Origin of the sequence: Actinomadura sp. GTD37 (genome assembly GCF_041951365.1) — a bacterium.
Classification (GTDB): domain Bacteria; phylum Actinomycetota; class Actinomycetes; order Streptosporangiales; family Streptosporangiaceae; genus Spirillospora.
In genome coordinates this window covers 139,037-156,678 of record NZ_JBGNUS010000013.1, presented here as the reverse complement: position 1 = coordinate 156,678, position 17,642 = coordinate 139,037, and the positions used below count along the sequence as shown (strand labels likewise).

General features: G+C 72.6%; 14 protein-coding genes. 9 read left to right on the top strand and 5 right to left on the bottom strand.

The annotated features are described in order from the left end of the window. Nucleotides 1-203: 203 nt before the first annotated feature. The 3 genes from ACA511_RS38725 to ACA511_RS38715 all read left to right on the top strand — a co-directional run bounded on the left by ACA511_RS38725 (nt 204) and on the right by ACA511_RS38715 (nt 5,442). The gene (locus ACA511_RS38725; RefSeq protein WP_375029719.1) at nt 204-3,143 is read left to right on the top strand and encodes a helicase HerA-like domain-containing protein; all 2,940 of its coding nucleotides are present in this window, start codon (nt 204-206) and stop codon (nt 3,141-3,143) included. A gap of 110 nt (nt 3,144-3,253) precedes the next feature. Then, entirely contained in the window at nt 3,254-5,053 is a 1,800-nt protein-coding gene (locus ACA511_RS38720; RefSeq protein ID WP_375029718.1) for a hypothetical protein, read from the top strand. Between the two features lie 17 nt (nt 5,054-5,070). Continuing rightward, a complete protein-coding gene (locus tag ACA511_RS38715; RefSeq protein WP_375029717.1) occupies nt 5,071-5,442 on the top strand; it encodes a hypothetical protein in 372 nt (123 codons plus the stop codon). Between the two features lie 6 nt (nt 5,443-5,448). On the opposite strand, the gene ACA511_RS38710 is transcribed toward ACA511_RS38715, so the two are convergent. Both ACA511_RS38710 and ACA511_RS38705 read right to left on the bottom strand, forming a co-directional pair. Further along, nucleotides 5,449-6,327: a hypothetical protein gene (locus ACA511_RS38710; protein ID WP_375029716.1), complete on the bottom strand. Its 879-nt coding sequence runs from the start codon at nt 6,325-6,327 to the stop codon at nt 5,449-5,451. Between the two features lie 112 nt (nt 6,328-6,439). Further along, on the bottom strand, nt 6,440-7,981 hold the full coding sequence (locus ACA511_RS38705) for a hypothetical protein (RefSeq protein ID WP_375029715.1): 1,542 nt from the start codon (nt 7,979-7,981) through the stop codon (nt 6,440-6,442). A gap of 358 nt (nt 7,982-8,339) precedes the next feature. Between ACA511_RS38705 and ACA511_RS38700 the strand changes: the two genes are divergently transcribed. From ACA511_RS38700 to ACA511_RS38690, 3 genes are read left to right on the top strand one after another with little or no spacing between them, the layout of a single operon-like run. Then, nucleotides 8,340-9,590 (top strand): MurT ligase domain-containing protein, encoded by a 1,251-nt coding sequence (locus tag ACA511_RS38700; RefSeq protein ID WP_375029714.1) that lies wholly within the window; start codon nt 8,340-8,342, stop codon nt 9,588-9,590. Then, nucleotides 9,580-10,290 (top strand): type 1 glutamine amidotransferase, encoded by a 711-nt coding sequence (locus tag ACA511_RS38695; protein ID WP_375029713.1) that lies wholly within the window; start codon nt 9,580-9,582, stop codon nt 10,288-10,290. The genes ACA511_RS38700 and ACA511_RS38695 overlap by 11 nt, the downstream gene beginning before the upstream one ends. Before the next feature lie 45 nt (nt 10,291-10,335). Continuing rightward, complete coding sequence (locus tag ACA511_RS38690; protein WP_375029712.1) at nt 10,336-11,763, top strand: fibronectin type III domain-containing protein; 1,428 nt, start codon at nt 10,336-10,338, stop codon at nt 11,761-11,763. Here the strand turns inward: ACA511_RS38690 and ACA511_RS38685 are convergent. Then, complete coding sequence (locus tag ACA511_RS38685; protein ID WP_375029724.1) at nt 11,760-12,551, bottom strand: SAM-dependent methyltransferase; 792 nt, start codon at nt 12,549-12,551, stop codon at nt 11,760-11,762. The genes ACA511_RS38690 and ACA511_RS38685 overlap by 4 nt on opposite strands. A 136-nt stretch (nt 12,552-12,687) precedes the next feature. On the opposite strand from ACA511_RS38685, the gene ACA511_RS38680 reads away from it, so the two are divergent. Next, nucleotides 12,688-14,013 (top strand): cytochrome P450, encoded by a 1,326-nt coding sequence (locus ACA511_RS38680; RefSeq protein WP_375029711.1) that lies wholly within the window; start codon nt 12,688-12,690, stop codon nt 14,011-14,013. A gap of 131 nt (nt 14,014-14,144) precedes the next feature. On the opposite strand, the gene ACA511_RS38675 is transcribed toward ACA511_RS38680, so the two are convergent. After that, nucleotides 14,145-14,552, bottom strand: coding sequence for a winged helix-turn-helix transcriptional regulator (locus ACA511_RS38675; RefSeq protein WP_375029710.1), 408 nt, complete (start codon nt 14,550-14,552; stop codon nt 14,145-14,147). A 94-nt stretch (nt 14,553-14,646) separates the two neighbouring features. Here ACA511_RS38675 and ACA511_RS38670 point away from each other — a divergent pair, with 94 nt between their 5' ends. Beyond that, the gene (locus ACA511_RS38670; protein ID WP_375029709.1) at nt 14,647-15,504 is read left to right on the top strand and encodes an NAD(P)H-binding protein; all 858 of its coding nucleotides are present in this window, start codon (nt 14,647-14,649) and stop codon (nt 15,502-15,504) included. Nucleotides 15,505-15,573: 69 nt separating this feature from the next. Here ACA511_RS38670 and ACA511_RS38665 read toward each other — a convergent pair whose 3' ends face one another. Next, nucleotides 15,574-16,569: a glycoside hydrolase family 11 protein gene (locus ACA511_RS38665; protein ID WP_375029723.1), complete on the bottom strand. Its 996-nt coding sequence runs from the start codon at nt 16,567-16,569 to the stop codon at nt 15,574-15,576. Nucleotides 16,570-17,090: 521 nt separating this feature from the next. Here ACA511_RS38665 and ACA511_RS38660 point away from each other — a divergent pair. Then, nucleotides 17,091-17,606, top strand: coding sequence for a cupin domain-containing protein (locus tag ACA511_RS38660; RefSeq protein ID WP_375029708.1), 516 nt, complete (start codon nt 17,091-17,093; stop codon nt 17,604-17,606). Nucleotides 17,607-17,642 lie beyond the last annotated feature (36 nt).

The following is a 17,642-nucleotide window of genomic DNA, read 5'->3' as shown; positions in this document are numbered from 1 at the left end:
TGACTTGGGGGGTGTTGTTGTTATCCGGAGGCCCATAACAACAACACGCCGCAAGTCAACGCACTCGGGGTCTTCTTGACTGTGCATTGGCGCGGGGCGCGGGCGCGCGTCAGGATGCTGGGGTGACTTCGCCGCCTGGTATGCCGCCGATGCCGCCCTACCGAGGGGGGACCGGTGTTCCGCCGGGTGGGCCGCCCCCGGGAATGCGGGCGGCGGCTCCGGAGCGGTTCGTCCTGCCGGGGCCCTGGTACCGGATCCAGGCGATTCCGGCGCCGCAGCGGGACGCGTCCGCCGAGTGGGACTTCGTGAGCGTGCTGCCTGCGGCGTTGTCGGCGGCGCGGCTGCGGCGGCCGTTCGTCGTGGGGTGGCTGTCGGCGGGGGGCGGCGCGCCGCTGGAGCTGATCACCAATGCGGGGCCCATCGGGACCCCCGAACCGGGCATGGAGACGTACGGGCTGCTGTTCCCCAGCGGTGCGCGGGGCGTGCCGGTCGGGGACGGGTGGTTGCGGCAGGCGGAGCGGATGGCGTGGACGCGGTGTCCCGGACGGCTCGCGCCGCAGGGCGCCGGGGGCGGGCCGGGGCTGTTCGAGGCGACGCTCGTCACGCTCATGGAGCGGCCGTTCGGGTGGTTCGTCGTCGCGGAGCCCTGCGACGAGCGGATGATCGACGCCGAGATGCGGGAGCTGCACCACGAGCTGCGCATGCTGCGGAGGGGCGAGGACGAGAACGCCCGGCTCGCCGTCGCCCGCGCCGACCAGCGGCTCGCCGAGCTGGACGCGTTCCGCGAGGCGGGGCTGTGGCAGGTGCGGGTCGTCGCCGGGGCCGCCTCGCAGGACGAACTCGGGCAGATCGCCCCCGTGCTGGTCGGGTCGATGGAGCTGGGGCACCATCCCTACCGGCTGCGGTCGGGGCACGGGAGCGGTTCGTTCGCGGAGATGCTGAGCCCGGGGGCGGAGCCCGTCGTGGCCCGTCCGATGGCGGAGTCGGATCAGCGGTTCCCGTTCGTCGCCACCGCGGGCGCGCTCGCGGCGCTGGCCGGGCTGCCGCGCAGGGAGGTCCCCGGCCTGCGGGTGCTGGACGCCGGGTACTTCGACGTCACGTCCGAGACCACGCCGCTCGCCGGGGAACCGCAGATCGAGCTGGGCGCCATCCTGGACGGCCAGGACCGGCAGGTCGGCAGCTTCACCGTCCCCCGCTCCACCATCAACCGGCACGTGTTCGTCACCGGCGCGACGGGCGCGGGCAAGTCGCAGACCGTCCGGCATCTGCTGGAGCAGCTGACGCGGGCGGGGATTCCGTGGCTGGCGATCGAGCCCGCGAAGTCGGAGTACGCGGCGATGGCCGGACGCATCCAGGATCTGGGCGGGCCGGTCACGGTCGTCAACCCGTCCGACCCCGACTCGGTGCCGCTGTCGGTGAACCCGCTGGCGCCCGAGCCGGGGTATCCGGTGCAGGCGCACATCGACATGGTGCGGGCGCTGTTCCAGGCCGCGTTCGACGCCGAGGAGCCGTTTCCGCAGATCATGGCGCAGGCCCTGCAGCGGGTCTACGAGAACAACGGGTGGGACGTCGTGACGGGCGGCGGCGTGCCCGGGTCGCTCATCGAGCCCGCCGTCCCGACGCTGGAGCAGCTCCAGAATGCGGCGCTCCAGGTCATCCAGGACGTCGGCTACGGGCGCGAGCTGATGGCCGACGTGCAGGGCTTCGTCGACGTCCGGCTGAGGTCGCTGCGCATCGGCTCCGCCGGACGGTTCTTCGAGGGCGGCCACCCCGCCGACATCGGCGGCATGCTCCGCGACAACATCGTCCTCGCCATCGAGGACGTCGCCAACGACGAGGACAAGGCGTTCCTCATGGGCACGCTCATCATCCGCATCGTCGAGCACCTGCGGATGCGCGAGCGGAAGCGCGACCGCGCCACCGGGTCCGCGCTGCGGCACGTCATCGTCATCGAGGAGGCGCACCGGCTGCTGCGCAACCGCGGGCCTGAGCGCGGCAGCTCGCACGCGGTCGAGCTGTTCGCCGGGATGCTCGCCGAGATCCGCGCGTACGGCGAGGGCATCATCGTCGCCGAGCAGATCCCGACGAAGCTCGTCCCGGACGTCATCAAGAACACGGCGCTGAAGGTCGTCCACCGGCTGCCCGCCTACGACGACCGGCACCAGGTCGGCGCGGCCATGAACCTGGACGGCGACCAGTCCCGCGAGGTGGTGTCGCTGCGTCCGGGCGTCGCGGCCGTGTTCGCGGACGGCATGGACCGCCCGCTCCGCGTGCGCGTCCCGCTCGGCGAGGGGCGCGAGGCCGAACTGCCGGGCCCGCCGCCCCCCGTGGACGGCCGCCGCTCCGCCGCCTGCGGCTGCGAGTGCCGCTCGGGACGCGCCTGCACGCTGTTCGAACTCCGCGAGGCCGACCTCATCGCCGGCGGCCCCGACTGGTCCTGGCTGCGGCTGTGGGCCGACACGCTCGTGCTCGCGCACGTCGTGAACCGCCCGCTGCCCGCCGTCCCGGCCGAGCTGGCGCGGGCCTGGTCCCGGCTGGCGCCGCGGCTCCGCGAGTGCGCGCTCGCGACCGTCCTGGAGCGGGCGGTGACGCGGCGGTCCCGGTCGCTGCGCGCCGGCTACCCGCCCGGCGACCTCACCGCCGCGGCCGCCGACGTCGCCGGGCGCCTGCTCGGCGGCGCCGCGCCCGGCACGGCCCCCGGCCCGCAGTGGATGATCCCGCAGCTCAAGTGGCTGCACGAACTCGACCGCCTGTTCCCCTACGGCGCCGAGGCCCCCGACAAGCACACGCTCGCGCCGCCGCTCGACTACGCGCTGCCCGGCCTCAAGCAGCCGCCGGACGCCAAGCTCGGCCACCGCCTCCGCGCCCTGCGCCGCCACCCGCTGTCGATGGAACTGGCCCGCAACCGCCCCATCGCGCTCACCGCCCTCTACGGCGACGACGACCAGGCCGGCTTCTACCAGGACCTGTCCGTCGTCGCGATCGGCTTCGAGGAGCACGAGCAGATCGACCACGTCGCCGGGACGATGCGCGTCACCGAATGGCTCGAACCCGTCCTCAGCTGGTTCGAACGCTTCGTCGACCCCTTCGCCGACCCGTCCAAGGGCCTCCCCTTCCTCGGCCGGCCCCGCGAACCCGAGTAACCGATTCCGGCCGAATTTCGGCGATAACTCACTCGCGCGCCGGTTCTGCCGCTAGGTTCTGCCATCGCGGAATCACGCTCTGGCACACCGAACCTGCGGAGGAACAGGCGTTGGACGTGGAGACCAGCGGCCCCCCGACCGTCCAGTTCTTCCACCACGGGACGGACCGCGGGCCGCGGCCCGGCAGGATGCAGAACCTCACCCGCCACCTGTGCGCGGCGATGTACCTCGACAAGGGCGTATGCGACGCGGTCATCAACGAGTACGTCTACGAGCAGCACCGGGCGATCGTCCCGTCCCACGGGTTCGACCTGGAACCGGTGATCCGGCACGCCCGGCAGGCCCGCGTCATGCGCCTCGTCAGGGACGCGGTCCTCACCGTGCTCTGGTGCGTGCTGTTCGTGTCCAACCCGTTCGTCGCGTTCCTGATCTTCGGCCTGTTCGCCTATGCCACGGTGCTGCTCCAGCTTCCCTGGCGCCGATTCGGGGTCTTCGTGCGGCTCGCGATGGCCTTCGTCGCCGTATGGCTGTTCGGATGGATTCTCTGGGCCGCGCTGCTGGTCGTGCTCGCCACGGCGTTCCTGGCGAAAGGGCTCGGCCTCGCCCTGCTGGTGTTCGTCGGGCTCCCGATCGTCTCCGGATTCCCGGTCGTGGTCATCGGCCATCTCTATCTCGTCCTGCGGCGACTCGGCCAGGACCTCGGGCCGGGCGCGCACGGGCCGGGCCCCGACCCCGGCGGCGCCCGGTTCGGCAGAGCCGTCCAGCACGCCCGGGTCGCGCAGGACGGCAACGTGACCATGCACGCGGGCGACAACCCGTTCATCGGCACGGGGCACCCGCATTCGCCTGACGCGCGCGTCTGGGCCGTCGTGCTGGAGCTGGACCGGGCGGCGTCCGGTCTGCTCGACAAGCCGAAGAGCGCCGCCCCCGTCGACCCGGTCGTGATGCACGAGCGGATACGCGCCAAGCTCCACGAGATGCGCGACGAGTCGCACGCCGCCGACGCCGGCGGCCCGCTGCCGCCGCACGAGCGGATCAACGGCCTCGTCACCGGCTGGCACGTCACCGCACACGGCCGGTGCGTGCAGCGCACGCGTCCGGCGGACGACGCGACGGGCGCGATCGCGTCCGGTCATCCACTGATCGACCCGGCGGCGCGCATCCCGTACTCGATGGCGTCCGAGCATGCGCTCGACGCGGTCATCCGGCATTCGCAGGGCGGCATCCGCTGCTTCCAGCGCGTGTCGATCGGCGCCCGCGGCCAGGCGATCACCGCGCGGGACGGCCTGGTCGCCCCCGCCGAAGACCAGGAGATCGGCGTCTCCGCGTTCGTCCACCTCGCGGTGGAGGGGCGGATGCTCTACGGGCAGTTCGCCGCCACCGTGCTCCCGCCCGTCCGCCCCGCCTTCAAGCTCGTGGACGAGCTGCCCGGCTGGGACCGCTCGAAGCTGCTGGGCAAGGCGATCGTCGCCGGGCTGCCGAGCCTGCCCGTCGCGCCGCTGCTCGCCCCGTCCCGGCTCACCGCCGCGGTGTGGCGCATCGCCCGCGAGACGTTCGCCGCCGACCTCGCGCCCGACCCGGCGACGCAGCCCGTCCAGGACTACGGGGCGCGGATCAGCGTCCGGGAGCTGGCGGCGGACGGCGTCTTCCGCGACTTCGTCCAGGAGACGGACGCCGACAAGTACACGCGGCTGATCGAGCAGCGCGTCAACGAGGCGCTGCTCGACTACCTGGGCGGCGAATGCGGCATCGACGTCTCGGCGTACCGGGCGCAGGCCGGCGTCATCATGAACGAGGGCGTCATCATGACCGGCGGGACGGTCAACGGCCAGGTCGCCGCGGGGCGGCGCGTCGACCAGCGGCAGACCCGCACGGCACGGCCGGGCCGCGGCGGCGGCATCAACCCATGAGCCATCCGGAGGCGTAAGTGAGCGAGCACCGCACGAGTGACCACGGTGACCGGGGCATCAGGATCGGCGGTAACGCCACCGTGTCCGGGCAGGTCGCGTCGGGCGACAACGTGACGCAGAACCAGCAGGTCGACGCCGGGCCGTCGCGCGAGGTCGCCGAGGCGCTCGCGCGCGTCGAGCGGCTGCTGGACGCGCACGCCGGCGAGGTCGCCGAGCACCCCAGGGCCCGCCGGGACTTCGTCGACGTCCGCGAGGAGGCCGAGTCCGGCGACCCCGACACCGAGCGGATGGCGGGCGGGCTCGAACGGCTCGGGCGGCGCGTGGCAGGCGTGGCGGTGCTGGCCGAGGCCGTGCACGGCCTCGCCGCGGCCCTCGGCGCGGGCGGCTGACCGGCGTCAGATGTCGCCCTCGCCGCGGGCCGGGAGGCCGGCCTGCTCGGCGATCGGCGACCAGTAGCCGATGAACTCGCTCTTGGCGCTGCTGGCCCGCTGGTTGACGTCCGCGACCTCGCCCTCGGACGGGCAGCCCGGCGCGACGTCCAGGTAGCGCTGGTTCGACGCGGTCGACGCCTCCAGCGCGCGGATGAGCGCCTCCTTCATCTGGTCGCCGCCGTCGAGCGCGCCCACCTGCAGCTCGCGCGCCGATTCCAGCTGGCCGCGCCGCTCCTCCAGGATGCGCTGCAGGCCGCTCGTCGTGCAGCCCTCCGCGACGACCGTGCCGAGCGACGAGCGGGTCGCGCCCATCCGCTCCAGCAGCTCGTTCACGGCGCCGGCCTGCGCGTCGCGGTCGCCGGTGGCCTCGGTCTCGGGCACGACGCCCTGGCTCGGCTCCTCGGACGGCCGCCCGGACTCCTGCACCGCCGCGGGCCGGTTCTCGGGGGTGTCCGATCCGCTCGGCCAGAACACGATGCCGAGCGCGACCCCGATGAGGAGGACGACGCCCGCCGCGCCCAGGAAGTACGGAAGCCGGCTCTTGCCCCGCGGCGGCGGCGGCTGCCAGATCGGCGGCTCGGCCGCCCACGGCTCGGGGGACAGCGCGGTCGACCGCTCGTCCGACGGCGGCATGGGCGTCGTGTAGTCGGGCGGCGGCTCCCACGGGGTGGGGCCCTGCCCGGCCCACGGCGGCGGCACCGGGTCGCGGGGGACGGGCACCTCGCCGAACGGGTCGCGGGCGGTCGCGTCGCCGTCCGGTGGCGGAGCCGGCAGGGGCGCATTGCACCGCATGCAGGCGGGCGAGGACGACGAGGTGTCGGTCCCGCAGTTCGGACACCGCATGACGGCCCCCTGACCCTGTGGATGCGAACGGTCACAAGATAACGCGCGAGCCGCCGGGTTCGTGTGATTCGTCCTCGGTCGCAACCCGGCCGTAACCGGCCGCCGCCCCCGCTTACACCCGTTTCCAGCTCCGCTGCGGCTGGCCCGTCTTCTTCGCGACGGGGTTCCACAGGACGACGAACTGCTTCTTCGCCGTCGTCGCCCGCCGCTCCTGGACGGCCCGTCCGGGAACCTGGGCCGCGCTCGGCTTCGGCTTGCCGTGGCAGCCGCCCTGGTTCGCCTGCGCCCACTGAAGCAGGACCTGGTCGACCCGCAGCGACGCGGTCAGCGCCTCCGACAGCGAGCCGCGCAGCCGCTCCCCGTTGGCCAGCCTGTCGACCTTGAGGCCGCTGGTGCGCTGCAACTGGTTCTGGCGGCGCTGCGCGACCGTCTGGAACCCCTGGATCGCCTGCGGCAGCGTCTTGCACTTGCCGGCCCGGCCGAGCGCCCCGGCGAGGATGCGCCGGGTGGCGACGCTGTCGTTCAGGATCGCGTTCAGGGCGGCGGCCTGCGCCTTGGTCTCGGGCGGGATCGGCTTCTTCTCCGCGACCTGCGTGCTGGACGGCGACGAGCTCGGGTTCGTGCTCGCGGACGAGTCGTCACCGGACGGCCACACGACGAAAACCACGGCCCCGGCCGCGACCGTGACGAGCGCGGCGACGGCGGCGATGAGCGGCTTGCTCGTCCCGCCGCCCTTCCCGGCCTGGTGCGGCGGCGGGAAGCCGCCGTATCCCGGGCCGCCGCCCTGCCCCATCGCGCCCATAGGGGCCATGCCGGGCTGCCCCATCGGACCCATCTGCCCCATCGGCGGCGGGCCGCCCATCGGGGGAGCGCCCATCGGGACGCCGGGGTCCATCCGCGTCTGGTCGAGGCCGCCGCCGAACCCCTGGGCGCCGTGGTTCATGGGGCCGGGAGCGAGGTACGTCGCCTCCGCGTCCGGCAGCGCGGGCGGCATGGCGGACGGAAGGGCGGGCGGCTGGGCGGGCTGCTGCCCCCACACCTGGGTGGCGTCCGCGTCCGGCGCCTCGGGCCGGCGCGGCTGCGCGAACCACGACTCGGGGACGATCGACTCGGTCGGCTCGGACCGGTCGGCGAGGCCGAACGAGTTCTGCGGGCCGTCCGCGATCGCGGGCGGTGCGGGGGGTTCGGGCGCGGGCGGCGTCGGCTGCGCCGACCCCCACGTGGGAGGCGGCGGGACGGCGCCGTAGGCGCCCGAGTCCTCCTCGGGATTGAACGTCCAGGCCGCGGTGTCCTCGGGGTCGACGGGCGGCAGCGCGGACGGGGACGCGGGCGTCGCCGCGGACGGCTCCGCCGACAGCCGCGGCGGCGGCTGCGCGGGCGGCTCGGGCGCGGTCCAGGACGCGGCCGGCCGGGGCGGTGCGGCGAAGTCGGGCGCCGCGGGCGGCTGCGCGCTCGCGGCCCACGAGGGCTGGGGCGGCGGCACCATCATCGTCCGGTCGCCGAGCGCGTCGGCGCCGGTGGCCGGGGTCGCGCCGGTGACCGGCGCGGCCAGCGGAGCGGCGGGCCCGACCGAGTACACGTCGATCGGCGCCGCGCAGTACGAACACTTGCCGAGCGTCCCGGGCGTGTCATTGCCGCACGTCGGACACTGCATCGCTCAGACCTCGCCTTATCGCCGCTTTGCCACGCTTGCGGTCCTGGCCCGCCGGCCGGGACGGGCACCGCTTCCCCGCGAAACCAGCAGGGCTCCCGACAAAAGTAGTGGGTGCCGTTCTTCTCGGACGCGTGGATGGAAATCTGGCACACCGCAGTCGGAGGTCGCACCGAATCACGACATGTCGGTACTGGTCAAGATTGTCCCGGACGGTTTACCCGATCGGCTGTGATGATCCTCACATTGTGCACCCTCGCCCCCGGCCGCGTCCGCGAACCCCCCGGGCGCGCCGCGAACGGCGCCCGCAACGGCTAGGCTCGGGAGCGGTTTCCCGGCGCATCCAGAGAAGACGGAGTCCATGAGCGATCTTCCGCTGCGTTCGCAGCTGGCCGTCGCGCTCGGTCGTACGGCCGCCAAGATGTCCCGAATGGCGGGCCGCGGGGACGGCTCGGTGATCGGCGGACGGGTCGGTCTCCGCCTCGACCCCGAGTTGCTGACCAGGCTCGCGAAGGACCGCAAGCTCGTCCTCGTCAGCGCCACCAACGGCAAGACGACGACGACCCGGCTGATCACCTCGGCGATGACGCCGCTGGGCGAGGTCGCCACGAACGCGTTCGGCGCGAACATGCCGACCGGGCACGTGTCGGCGCTCGCGTCCGCGCCGTCCGCGCGCTATGGCGTGCTGGAGTGCGACGAGAAGTACGTCCCGATGGTGCTGAAGGAGACCGGGGCGAACGTCGTCGCGCTGATGAACCTCAGCCGCGACCAGATGGACCGCGCCGCCGAGATCTGGCTGCTGGCGGGCAAGTGGCGCCGCGCGCTGGAGGCGTCCCCGGCCAGCCACGTCATCGCCAACTGCGACGACCCGCTCGTCACCTGGGGCGCGTCCACGGCCAAGAGCGTCACGTGGGTCGCCGCCGGCCAGCACTGGCGCGAGGACTCCTGGTGCTGCCCCGAGTGCGGCGGCCCCCTCGACCGGCAGGACACCGACGAGGACAGCGACTGGGCCTGCCGCCAGTGCCACTTCCGCCGCCCCCGCCCCGACTGGGCGCTGAAGGGCGAGACGATCACCGCCCCGGACGGCCGCGCGTACGCGCTCACCGGGCTGTCGCTGCCGGGCCGCGCGAACCGCTCGAACGCGCTGATCGCGCTCGCCGTCGTCGCGCAGTTCGGCGTCCCGCCCGAGCAGGCCCTTCCGCTGCTGTCGCAGGTCACGTCCGTCGCCGGCCGGTACACGACGGTCGAGCACCAGGGCCGCTCGATCCGGCTGCTGCTGTCGAAGAACCCGGCCGGCTGGCTGGAGGCGTTCGACGTGCTGCAGCCCGCGCCCGGCCCCGTCGCCCTGTCGATCAACGCGCAGGGGCCGGACGGCCGCGACACGTCCTGGCTGTGGGACGTCGACTACCGCATCCTGCGGGGCCGCCCCGTCTGGATCAGCGGCGAGCGCCGCATCGACCTCGCCGCCCGGCTGGAGGCCGCCGACGTGGCGTTCACCGTGGTGGACGACATCGACCAGGCCGTCATGGCGGTCCCGCCCGGGCACCTCGACGTGATCGCCAACTACACCGCCTTCCAGAACATCCGAACGAGGTACGGCCGTGCCGTCTGACCGCATCAAGATCGTCTGGATCTACCCGGACCTGCTCAGCACCTACGGCGACCAGGGCAACACGATCGTCCTGGAGCGGCGGGCGGCGCTGCGCGGCATCCCGACCGAGACGGTGAACCTCCGCTCGGACGAGCCCGTCCCCGCCGACGGCGACATCTACCTCCTCGGCGGCGGCGAGGACCGTCCGCAGATCCTCGCGGCGCAGCGCCTGCGCGGCGACGGCGGCCTCGCGCGCGCCGTCCAGTCGGGCGCGGTGGTCTTCGCGGTCTGCGCCGGCTACCAGCTGCTCGGCCACGAGTTCGGCGGCGAGGAAGGCCAGCCGGTCGCCGGTCTCGGCCTGCTCGACATCCGCTCGGGGCGCGGCGAGCAGCGCGCCGTGGGCGAGATCGTCGGCGACGTGGCGGGCGAGCTGAACGTCCCCCGCATCACCGGCTTCGAGAACCACCAGGGCGTCACGCACCTCGGGCCGAACGCGCAGCCGTTCGCGAAGGTCCTGCACGGCATCGGCAACGGCGACGGCTTCGAGGGCGCCTACAGCGGGCGCGTCCTCGGCACCTACATGCACGGGCCGGCCCTCGTCCGCAACCCCGGCCTCGCCGACCTGCTGCTCCGCTGGGCGACCGGCGCCGAACTGCGGCCGCTGGACGACTCGTGGGCCGGCCGCCTGCGCGAGGAGCGGCTGAGGGCCGTCGCCGGCTGAGTTTGGGCCTGGCCGGACGGCGGCGCGGGTGCCACCGTAGCGATCATGATCTGCTGCCGTCCGAGCCGCCGGGCCCTGCTCCGCTGGAGCACGGTCGTCGCGGGTGCCTCCCTCCTCCCCGTTGCAGGGAGGACGTCCGCGCGCGCTGCGGACGACGTCCAGCCGGTGAACCTGGAACTGGTCACCGTCACCGAGACCACGGCCGTCCTCACCTGGTACACGGGCGTCCCGGGGACGGACGACGGCCTGGGCCGCATGCAGCCCGCCCCGTCCGACGCCGAGGTGCTCTACGGGACGCACCCGTCCCGGCTGACGATGACGGCCCACGGCCCGTCCGGCACCCCGTACCACTACGTTGAACTGACCGGTCTGGAACCGGGCCGCACGTACTACTACGAGGCCCGTTCCAGAGGGCGGGCGGCGGCTCCGACCTGGTTGGCGTTCGGTGAGTCGGCGGGCACTCCCGCAGGGGACGTGTTCTCTTTCACGACCCCGCAGCCGCCGCCGGGCCGCCACCTTTTCTCCGTCGCCCTCTGCAACGACCTCCACCTCGGCGAAACGGTCGCGGGTCTCGTCGGCCAGCTCCCGTGGATCAAAGGGATAGAGCAGGTGCCCGGCCATCCGCCCTATCCCGAGGTGATGGCGAAGGCCCTGATAGCGGACGCGCGCAGCCGGGGCGCGTCGCGTCTCCTGGCCGCCGGTGACGTGTCCAGCGAAGCCGCCCCGGCCGATCTCCAGAAGGCCAAGAGCATCCTCGACACTTTCGGTGGTCTGGGCAGCGATTATCTGGTGGCTCGCGGAAACCATGACCGGGCCCATTCGGGGACGCCTTACGCGTCATGCAGCCCCGGCGAACACCAGGGCAACGACTGCTTCCGGGACGCCTTCTTCCCGTCCGGCCGGACGTTCTTCACCCATGACCTGCACGGACTCCGCGTCATCGGCCTGGACACCTATGACAAGCCCGGCAACGGCGGCGACTCCGGCGGCCTTTCCGCGGAGCAGCAGTCATGGTTCGAATCGGAGCTGGCGAAAGAGCCGGACCGTCCCACGCTGGTCTTCGGCCACCATCCGCTGTTCACGGAGAACGACCCGCTCGCCGTCACCGGGACCCATTCCCTGGACGCGGGCCAATCCCTGAGAATCCTCGCGGCCTACAACCGCAGCCCCGGCGTCTTCCTGCACCATGCGGGCCACACCCACCGCAACCAGCGCTCGGTGTTCCCCCTGGCCCCGCGCGTCGTCCAGCAGGAGGTGGGGGCCGTCAAGGAATACCCGGGCGGATTCACCCTCCTCCGCGTCCACACCGGCGGTTACGCGCTCAACTTCTACAAGACCCGCGGCTCCGAGGCGCGGGCCTGGAGCGAACGCAGCCGCCAGGAACTGTCCGGCCAATGGCCGCAGCTCTCCCTCGGCAACCGCCACACCGACCGCAACACGGTGGTGACCCGGGACCTCTCCGGCCTCGGCTAACCCGGCTTCCGGGCCACGCCCGCGTAGCACCACTGGCGGTCGGCGCCGGGCGGGACGGACGTGCCGGGGTCGGGCCGCCACATCGACAGGGTGGTGAGGCCGGGGTCCACGAGGTCGAGGCCGTCGAACATCTCGGTGATCTGCGCGCGGCTGCGCAGGGTGATCTGGTAAGTGGCCCTTTCGTACACGGCGCCCGCGTCCCGGACGCGGCTGTCGGCGTCGAAGTCGGCGGTCACGTGGGAGATCGCGAGGTAGCTGCCGGGCGCCATGGCGGAGCGGAGCCGCGCGACGATGCCGGGCGGGTCGTCCTCGTCGCCGATGAAATGCAGCACCGCCAGCATCAGCACGGCGACCGGCCGGTCGAAGTCGATGAGCTTGGTCAGCTCGGGATCGTCCAGGATGTCTCCGGTGCGCCGGGCGTCGCCCTGGATGACGGTCACCTCCGGGGTGCCGGCCAGCAGCGCCCGCCCGTGCGCGAGCACGACCGGCTCCACGTCCACGTAGACGACGCGGGCGTCCGGGGCGACCTGGTGCGCGATCTCGTGGACGTTGCCCTGGGTGGGCAGGCCGGAGCCGATGTCGATGAACTGCCGGATGCCGGACTCGGCCAGGAAGCGCACCGCGCGGCGCAGGAAGGCGCGGTTCTCCCGCGCCAGGTACGGCGTGTCGGGCGCGTGCCGGACGACCTCGTCCACCGCCTCCCGGTCGGCGGCGTAGTTGTCCTTGCCGCCGAGGAGGTAGTCGTACATGCGCGGGACGTTCGGCGTCGTCGGGTCGACGGTGTCCAGTGTTCTTCCTCCCGGGATGTCGTGGCGGGCGTTTTTCTACCCGGTCTTATCGCGAAGTATCCGGGAACGTGTAAGCATTGCATTCTGATCAACTTCGCACCAACTCATTCGAGATCCTGACGGCGGGAGAGCGCAAATGCGAGGCGACGGCGGCACCCCATCGCACATCCCCGGACCGGCCGCGGACAATGACGGCGCCGAGGCCATCGCGGCGGCCGGCGGGCTGCACGACTACCAGCTGGAACTGCACGCCGAGTACGGGCCGGTGGTGCGGTTCCCGCTGCCCGGCGCGGGCGTCGCGGTGTCGGTCGCCGACCCCGTCCTGCTGGAGGCCACCGCGAAGATCGACAAGCGGCCGGAGAAGCTGTTCGAGTTCCTGGCGCCGCTGCAGGAGGCGGGCAACCTGCAGACGATCCCCGCCGCCGAGCACGGCCCGTGGCGGCGGACGATGCTGTCGGTCCTGGCGGGACGTCCCTCGCACGAGGCGCACTTCGCGCAGTTCACCGCGCTGACGACCGAGCTGGCCGACCGGTGGGCGGCCGCCGCCGGCCCGGTCGTCCTCCAGCGCGACCTGAGCGAGCTGTCGCTGCGCATGATCTGCCGGTACGCGCTGGGCAGCGGCCTGGACGACGCGGAGTCCGCGGGACGGGTCGTCTCCTCCTTCGAGACCGTGCTCACCGAGTACATGGCGCAGCCCGGCCCCGCGAGCGCGCAGGCGCAGGAGGCCCTCGCCCACCTGCGCGCGACCGTCGACCAGGTGCTCGCCGCGCACCGCGACGGCGGCGGCGCCGCCGACCGGGCCGACCTGATCGCGGCGCTGGCGGCGTCGGGCGAGTCCCCGGCGCGGATCCGCGACACGGTGCTGATGACGATGCTCGCCGCGCACCACACCACCGGCGTCGCCATCTCCTGGACGCTCTACCTGCTCGCCCGGCACCCCGAGACGGCCGGACGCGTCACCGAGGAGCTGGACCGGGTCCTCGGCGACCGGGCGACGCCCGACTACGGCGATCTGAGGAACCTCACCCGCCTGGACATGGCGCTCAAGGAGGCGATGCGCCTCTACCCGCCGGGCCCGTACGGCGCCCGCGAGGCCACCGAGGACGTCGTGCTCGGCGCGTACACGGTCCCCGCCGGGACGACGATCTTCTACCCGTTCCGGGCCGTCCACCTGAACCCCGAGTACTGGCCCGACCCGCGGGTCTTCGACCCCGACCGGTTCACCGCCGAGGCGTCCGCGGGACGTCCCCGGCTCGCCTACATCCCGTTCGGAATCGGCCCGCGCAGCTGCGAGGGCGCGACGCTGGCAATGGTCGAGGCGGAACTCGTCCTGGCCGTCCTGCTGAAGCGGTTCCAATTCGACCTGGCGCCCGGGCAAACGGTCACGCCCATCGAGCGATTCGTCCTGTGGGCCGCCGACGACATCCGGATGAACGTGGCGCCGCGCCAATCCACAATTTGAATCGTCAACCAATCACCGGGGCCGCTCGGCGGAATTGGGCGGTCAATGATTCACGCGCATGAGGTAGGCGCCGGTCGGGGCCGCAAGATCGGTCGAGGCCGAGGACGCCGCCTCGGCCGAGGGGCGCCGGGTCAGCTCCGGGGCGCCCCTGAGTCGTCGTAGCTCTGCCGGGCCCGGTCGACCCGCTCCAGGTTGGCGGCGGCCCAATCGGCGAGGTGGGCGAAGAGCGGGGCCAGGCTGAGGCCGAGTTCGCTGATCTCGTACTCGACGCGCGGCGGCACCTCGGGGTGGTAGGTGCGGATGACCAGGCCGTCGCGCTCCAGCTGCCGCAGGCGCTGGGTGAGCACCTTGGGCGTGATGCCCGTGATGCCGCGTTCCAGTTCGACGAACCGCTGGCGGCCGAAGGCGTGCAGCGACCACAGGATCGGCGTCGTCCACCGGCTGAACACGATGTCGACGACCGGGGAGACCGGGCAGGCCAGCGCCGGGTCGGTCCCTGTGTCGGCGGCCGCCCCGCTCGTCTTGGTCTTGCCGGCCACGGGCCCACACCCCTCTGAGGTAGTCACTTTCCTGTAGGTACCTACTATACCGGCGCTGTTAGCGTCCTCGTCATCGAGAAGGACCATCGAACGAGTGGAGCTGAACATGATCGTGGTGACGGGTGCGACCGGGAACGTCGGACGGCCGCTGGTGCGGGCCATGGCGGAGGCCGGCGAGCGTGTGACGGCGGTGTCGCGGGGGACGGCCCCGGTCGACCTGCCGAGCGGTGCCGGGCACGTGCGCGCGGACCTGACCGAGCCGGAGACCCTGCGGCCCGCCCTCGACGGCGCCGAGGCCCTGTTCCTGCACGACGGCGGCGCGGGCGGCCACGGGCTCGACCCGCGGGCCGTCCTGGACGTGGCGAAGGACGCCGGGGTCCGGCGCGTGGTGCTGCTCTCCTCGCAGGGAGTGGTGACGCGGCCGGAGTCGCCCTCGCACGGCGGCGTCATGCGGGCGGTCGAGGCGGCGGTGCGAGAGTCGGGCCTGGCCTGGACGATCCTGCGGGCGGGCGGCTTCGCGTCCAATGCCTACGCCTGGGCGGAGTCGGTGCGCGCCGAGCGGACCGTCGCCGCGCCGTTCGGGGACGTCGGCATTCCGGTGATCGACCCCGCCGACATCGCCGAGGTCGCGGCCATGGCCCTGCGCAAGGACGAGCACACCGGCGAGACGTACGAGTTGAACGGGCCGGCGGCCGTCACGCCCCGGCAGCAGGCCGAGGCGATCGGCGCGGCCCTCGGCGAGCCGGTGCGGTTCGTGGAGCTGACGCGGGCCGAGGCGCACGCGCGGATGGCGACGTTCATGCCGGAGCCGGTCGTGGAGACGACCCTGGCCGTCCTCGGCGAGCCCAACGCCGCCGAGCTGCGGCTCAGCCCGGACGTCGAGCGGGTGCTCGGCCGCGCGCCGCGCCCGTTCGCCGAGTGGGCCCGCCGCAACGTCGAAGCCTTCCGGTAGGCCCGCCGATGGGACGGTGCGGCGCGGCGACCGGGGCGGGTCGCCGCGCCGCGTGGCCGGAGGCGCCGGTCAGGCGCTGCAGGAGACGGTCGGCCACGTCCAGGTGCCGTTGGCCTGGATGGTGACGCCGAAGTCGTTGCCGTTGCCGTTGGGGCGGGCCGTCATGACCTGGCCGCTGGAGTCCCAGCTCGCGGCGGTGTTCCAGGTCGCGGTGATCTTCTCGGGGGACGGGACGTTCATCGTCACGGTCCAGTTGCTGGAGCCGGACACCGAGACGTTGAGGTTGTACCGGTCGCTCCACTGCTGCCCGGCCGAGAGGGTCGCGCTGCACCCGCCGGTGCCGCCTCCTCCGCCGCCCCCGCCCCCGGTGCCGCCCACGGTGATGTTCGAGTTGCCGCTGCTCTGGTAGCCCTCGGTCGCGAGGACCATGTAGTAGTTGAAGCTGCCCAGGCTCATGCCCTTGCTCGCCCAGGCGTCGAAGTGGTTGCCGGTCGTGATGGTGCCGCCCGTCCGCTTCGACTGCCGGACGCTCCAGTACTGCTGGAACGTCTTGGTCCCTTCGACGGACGGCGCGTTGGTCCGGGTCGTCTGGTAGATGTCGTAGGTGCCGCCGTCGCTGGTGACGGTGCCCTTGTACGAACCGGTGGGCCGGTAGGTGCCCCAGTTGTCGACGATGTAGTACTCGACGAGCGGGTTGGACGTCCAGCCGTAGAGGGCCAGGTAGGCGTTGCCGGACGGGTTGAAGCTGCCGGAGTAGTCGACGCTCCTGCGTCCGCCGTTGCTCCAGCCCTTGCCGGCGACGAAGTTGCCGACGTTGCTCCAGTTCGTGCTGTAGCTGCCGCCGCCCTTCAGGGTCATGGACGACGATCCGCCGCCGTCCGACCAGAAGGAGTAGTAGTAGCCGCCGTCGCTGCCGGTCTGGTTCGAGCTGATGGTCGTGTCGGCGTTGGCGGTTCCGGGCAGGAGCGCCGTGGCCGTCGCCAGCGCCACGGCGCAGGCGCCGATGAACGGCCTGGTGCGGAGGAGTCGTCTGCGGGTCTGCGGAGGGGCGGCGGTCTCGTTCAGTGGGGTGGTGCTCATGGGGTGGGGGTCCTCACTGGTGAACGCTGGCGGGGGCGGCCGGGCAGCGGGAAACGACCCGGCGGGGTGGAGGCGGGGGATCGATCGGCGGGGGTGGGGGCGGGTGGTCGAGGTCCGTCGATGGCGCCAGTGTTGATCCGCCCTCTCGGTGTGTCAACAGTTTCGGAAACATTTCGAAGCCGCCGCTCTCGTTCAGCTGACCTTTCGCCTGGTCGGCGAATACCTCTCCGGCCGAAGTCCAAGTTATTGGACAGATCGAACGGAATCGCGATCAATGAGCGAGGCACCTGCCCCGAAACTTTCTGTCCACCCGCACCCGGTTTCGAGCAGCCTCGCGGGAGGCTCTTCAGATCCAGCGCTCGCGGTCGGTTCGGTGCGGGTGGGCGAAATTGACCCACGGATATCGCCCTGAAATGAACCATCTCATGGGTCTATCTGCGTCCTAGATTTGTCGGTGTCAGCAAGAAGGGCCTGGTGAGAGCCAGGCCGGACACTCGGGAGAATCGATGCACGCCACCGCGAACCAGCCCACCGGACCCGCACCCGCACCCGTCCTCGTCCGGGCCGGGAGCGCCGAGAGCCTGGAGGACGGCGCGACGAGCCTGATCACGCTGCTCGCCGACGCAGAGGAGACCGGCGGTGCGCTCACCGCCAACAAGGCCACGCTCCGCAAAGGCTCGCCGGGCGCTCCCGCGCACTTCCACACTCGGGCGACCGAGATGTTCCTCGTCCTGGACGGCGCGATGCGCATCCTCGTGGACGATGAGGTCCTGCACCTGGGCAAGGGCGACTTCCTGACCGTCCCGCCGACCGTGCCGCACGCGTTCGCGCCCGAGCCCGGCGGCGAGGCCGAGATGCTGGTGGTCTTCACCCCCGGCCTGCACCGCTTCGATTACTACCGGCTACTGGAGCGCGTCCACCGCGGCGAGGCCACGGTGCAGGACATCCGCGACAGCTCGCAGCAGTACGACAACCACTACTTCGAGAGCCCCGTCTGGACGAAGGCGCTCACCGAGCGCTGACCACGCGCCCTCTCCGCCCTGCCTCTCGAAAGCAGC

Coding starts and splice junctions, on each gene's coding strand:
- ACA511_RS38690 (WP_375029712.1), top strand. CDS start 10,336: ATGATCTGCTGCCGTCCGAGCCGCCGGGCCCTGCTCCGCTGGAGCACG.
- ACA511_RS38725 (WP_375029719.1), top strand. CDS start 204: ATGCGGGCGGCGGCTCCGGAGCGGTTCGTCCTGCCGGGGCCCTGGTAC.
- ACA511_RS38700 (WP_375029714.1), top strand. CDS start 8,340: ATGAGCGATCTTCCGCTGCGTTCGCAGCTGGCCGTCGCGCTCGGTCGT.
- ACA511_RS38705 (WP_375029715.1), bottom strand. CDS start 7,981: ATGCAGTGTCCGACGTGCGGCAATGACACGCCCGGGACGCTCGGCAAG.
- ACA511_RS38680 (WP_375029711.1), top strand. CDS start 12,688: ATGCGAGGCGACGGCGGCACCCCATCGCACATCCCCGGACCGGCCGCG.
- ACA511_RS38660 (WP_375029708.1), top strand. CDS start 17,091: ATGCACGCCACCGCGAACCAGCCCACCGGACCCGCACCCGCACCCGTC.
- ACA511_RS38710 (WP_375029716.1), bottom strand. CDS start 6,327: ATGCGGTGTCCGAACTGCGGGACCGACACCTCGTCGTCCTCGCCCGCC.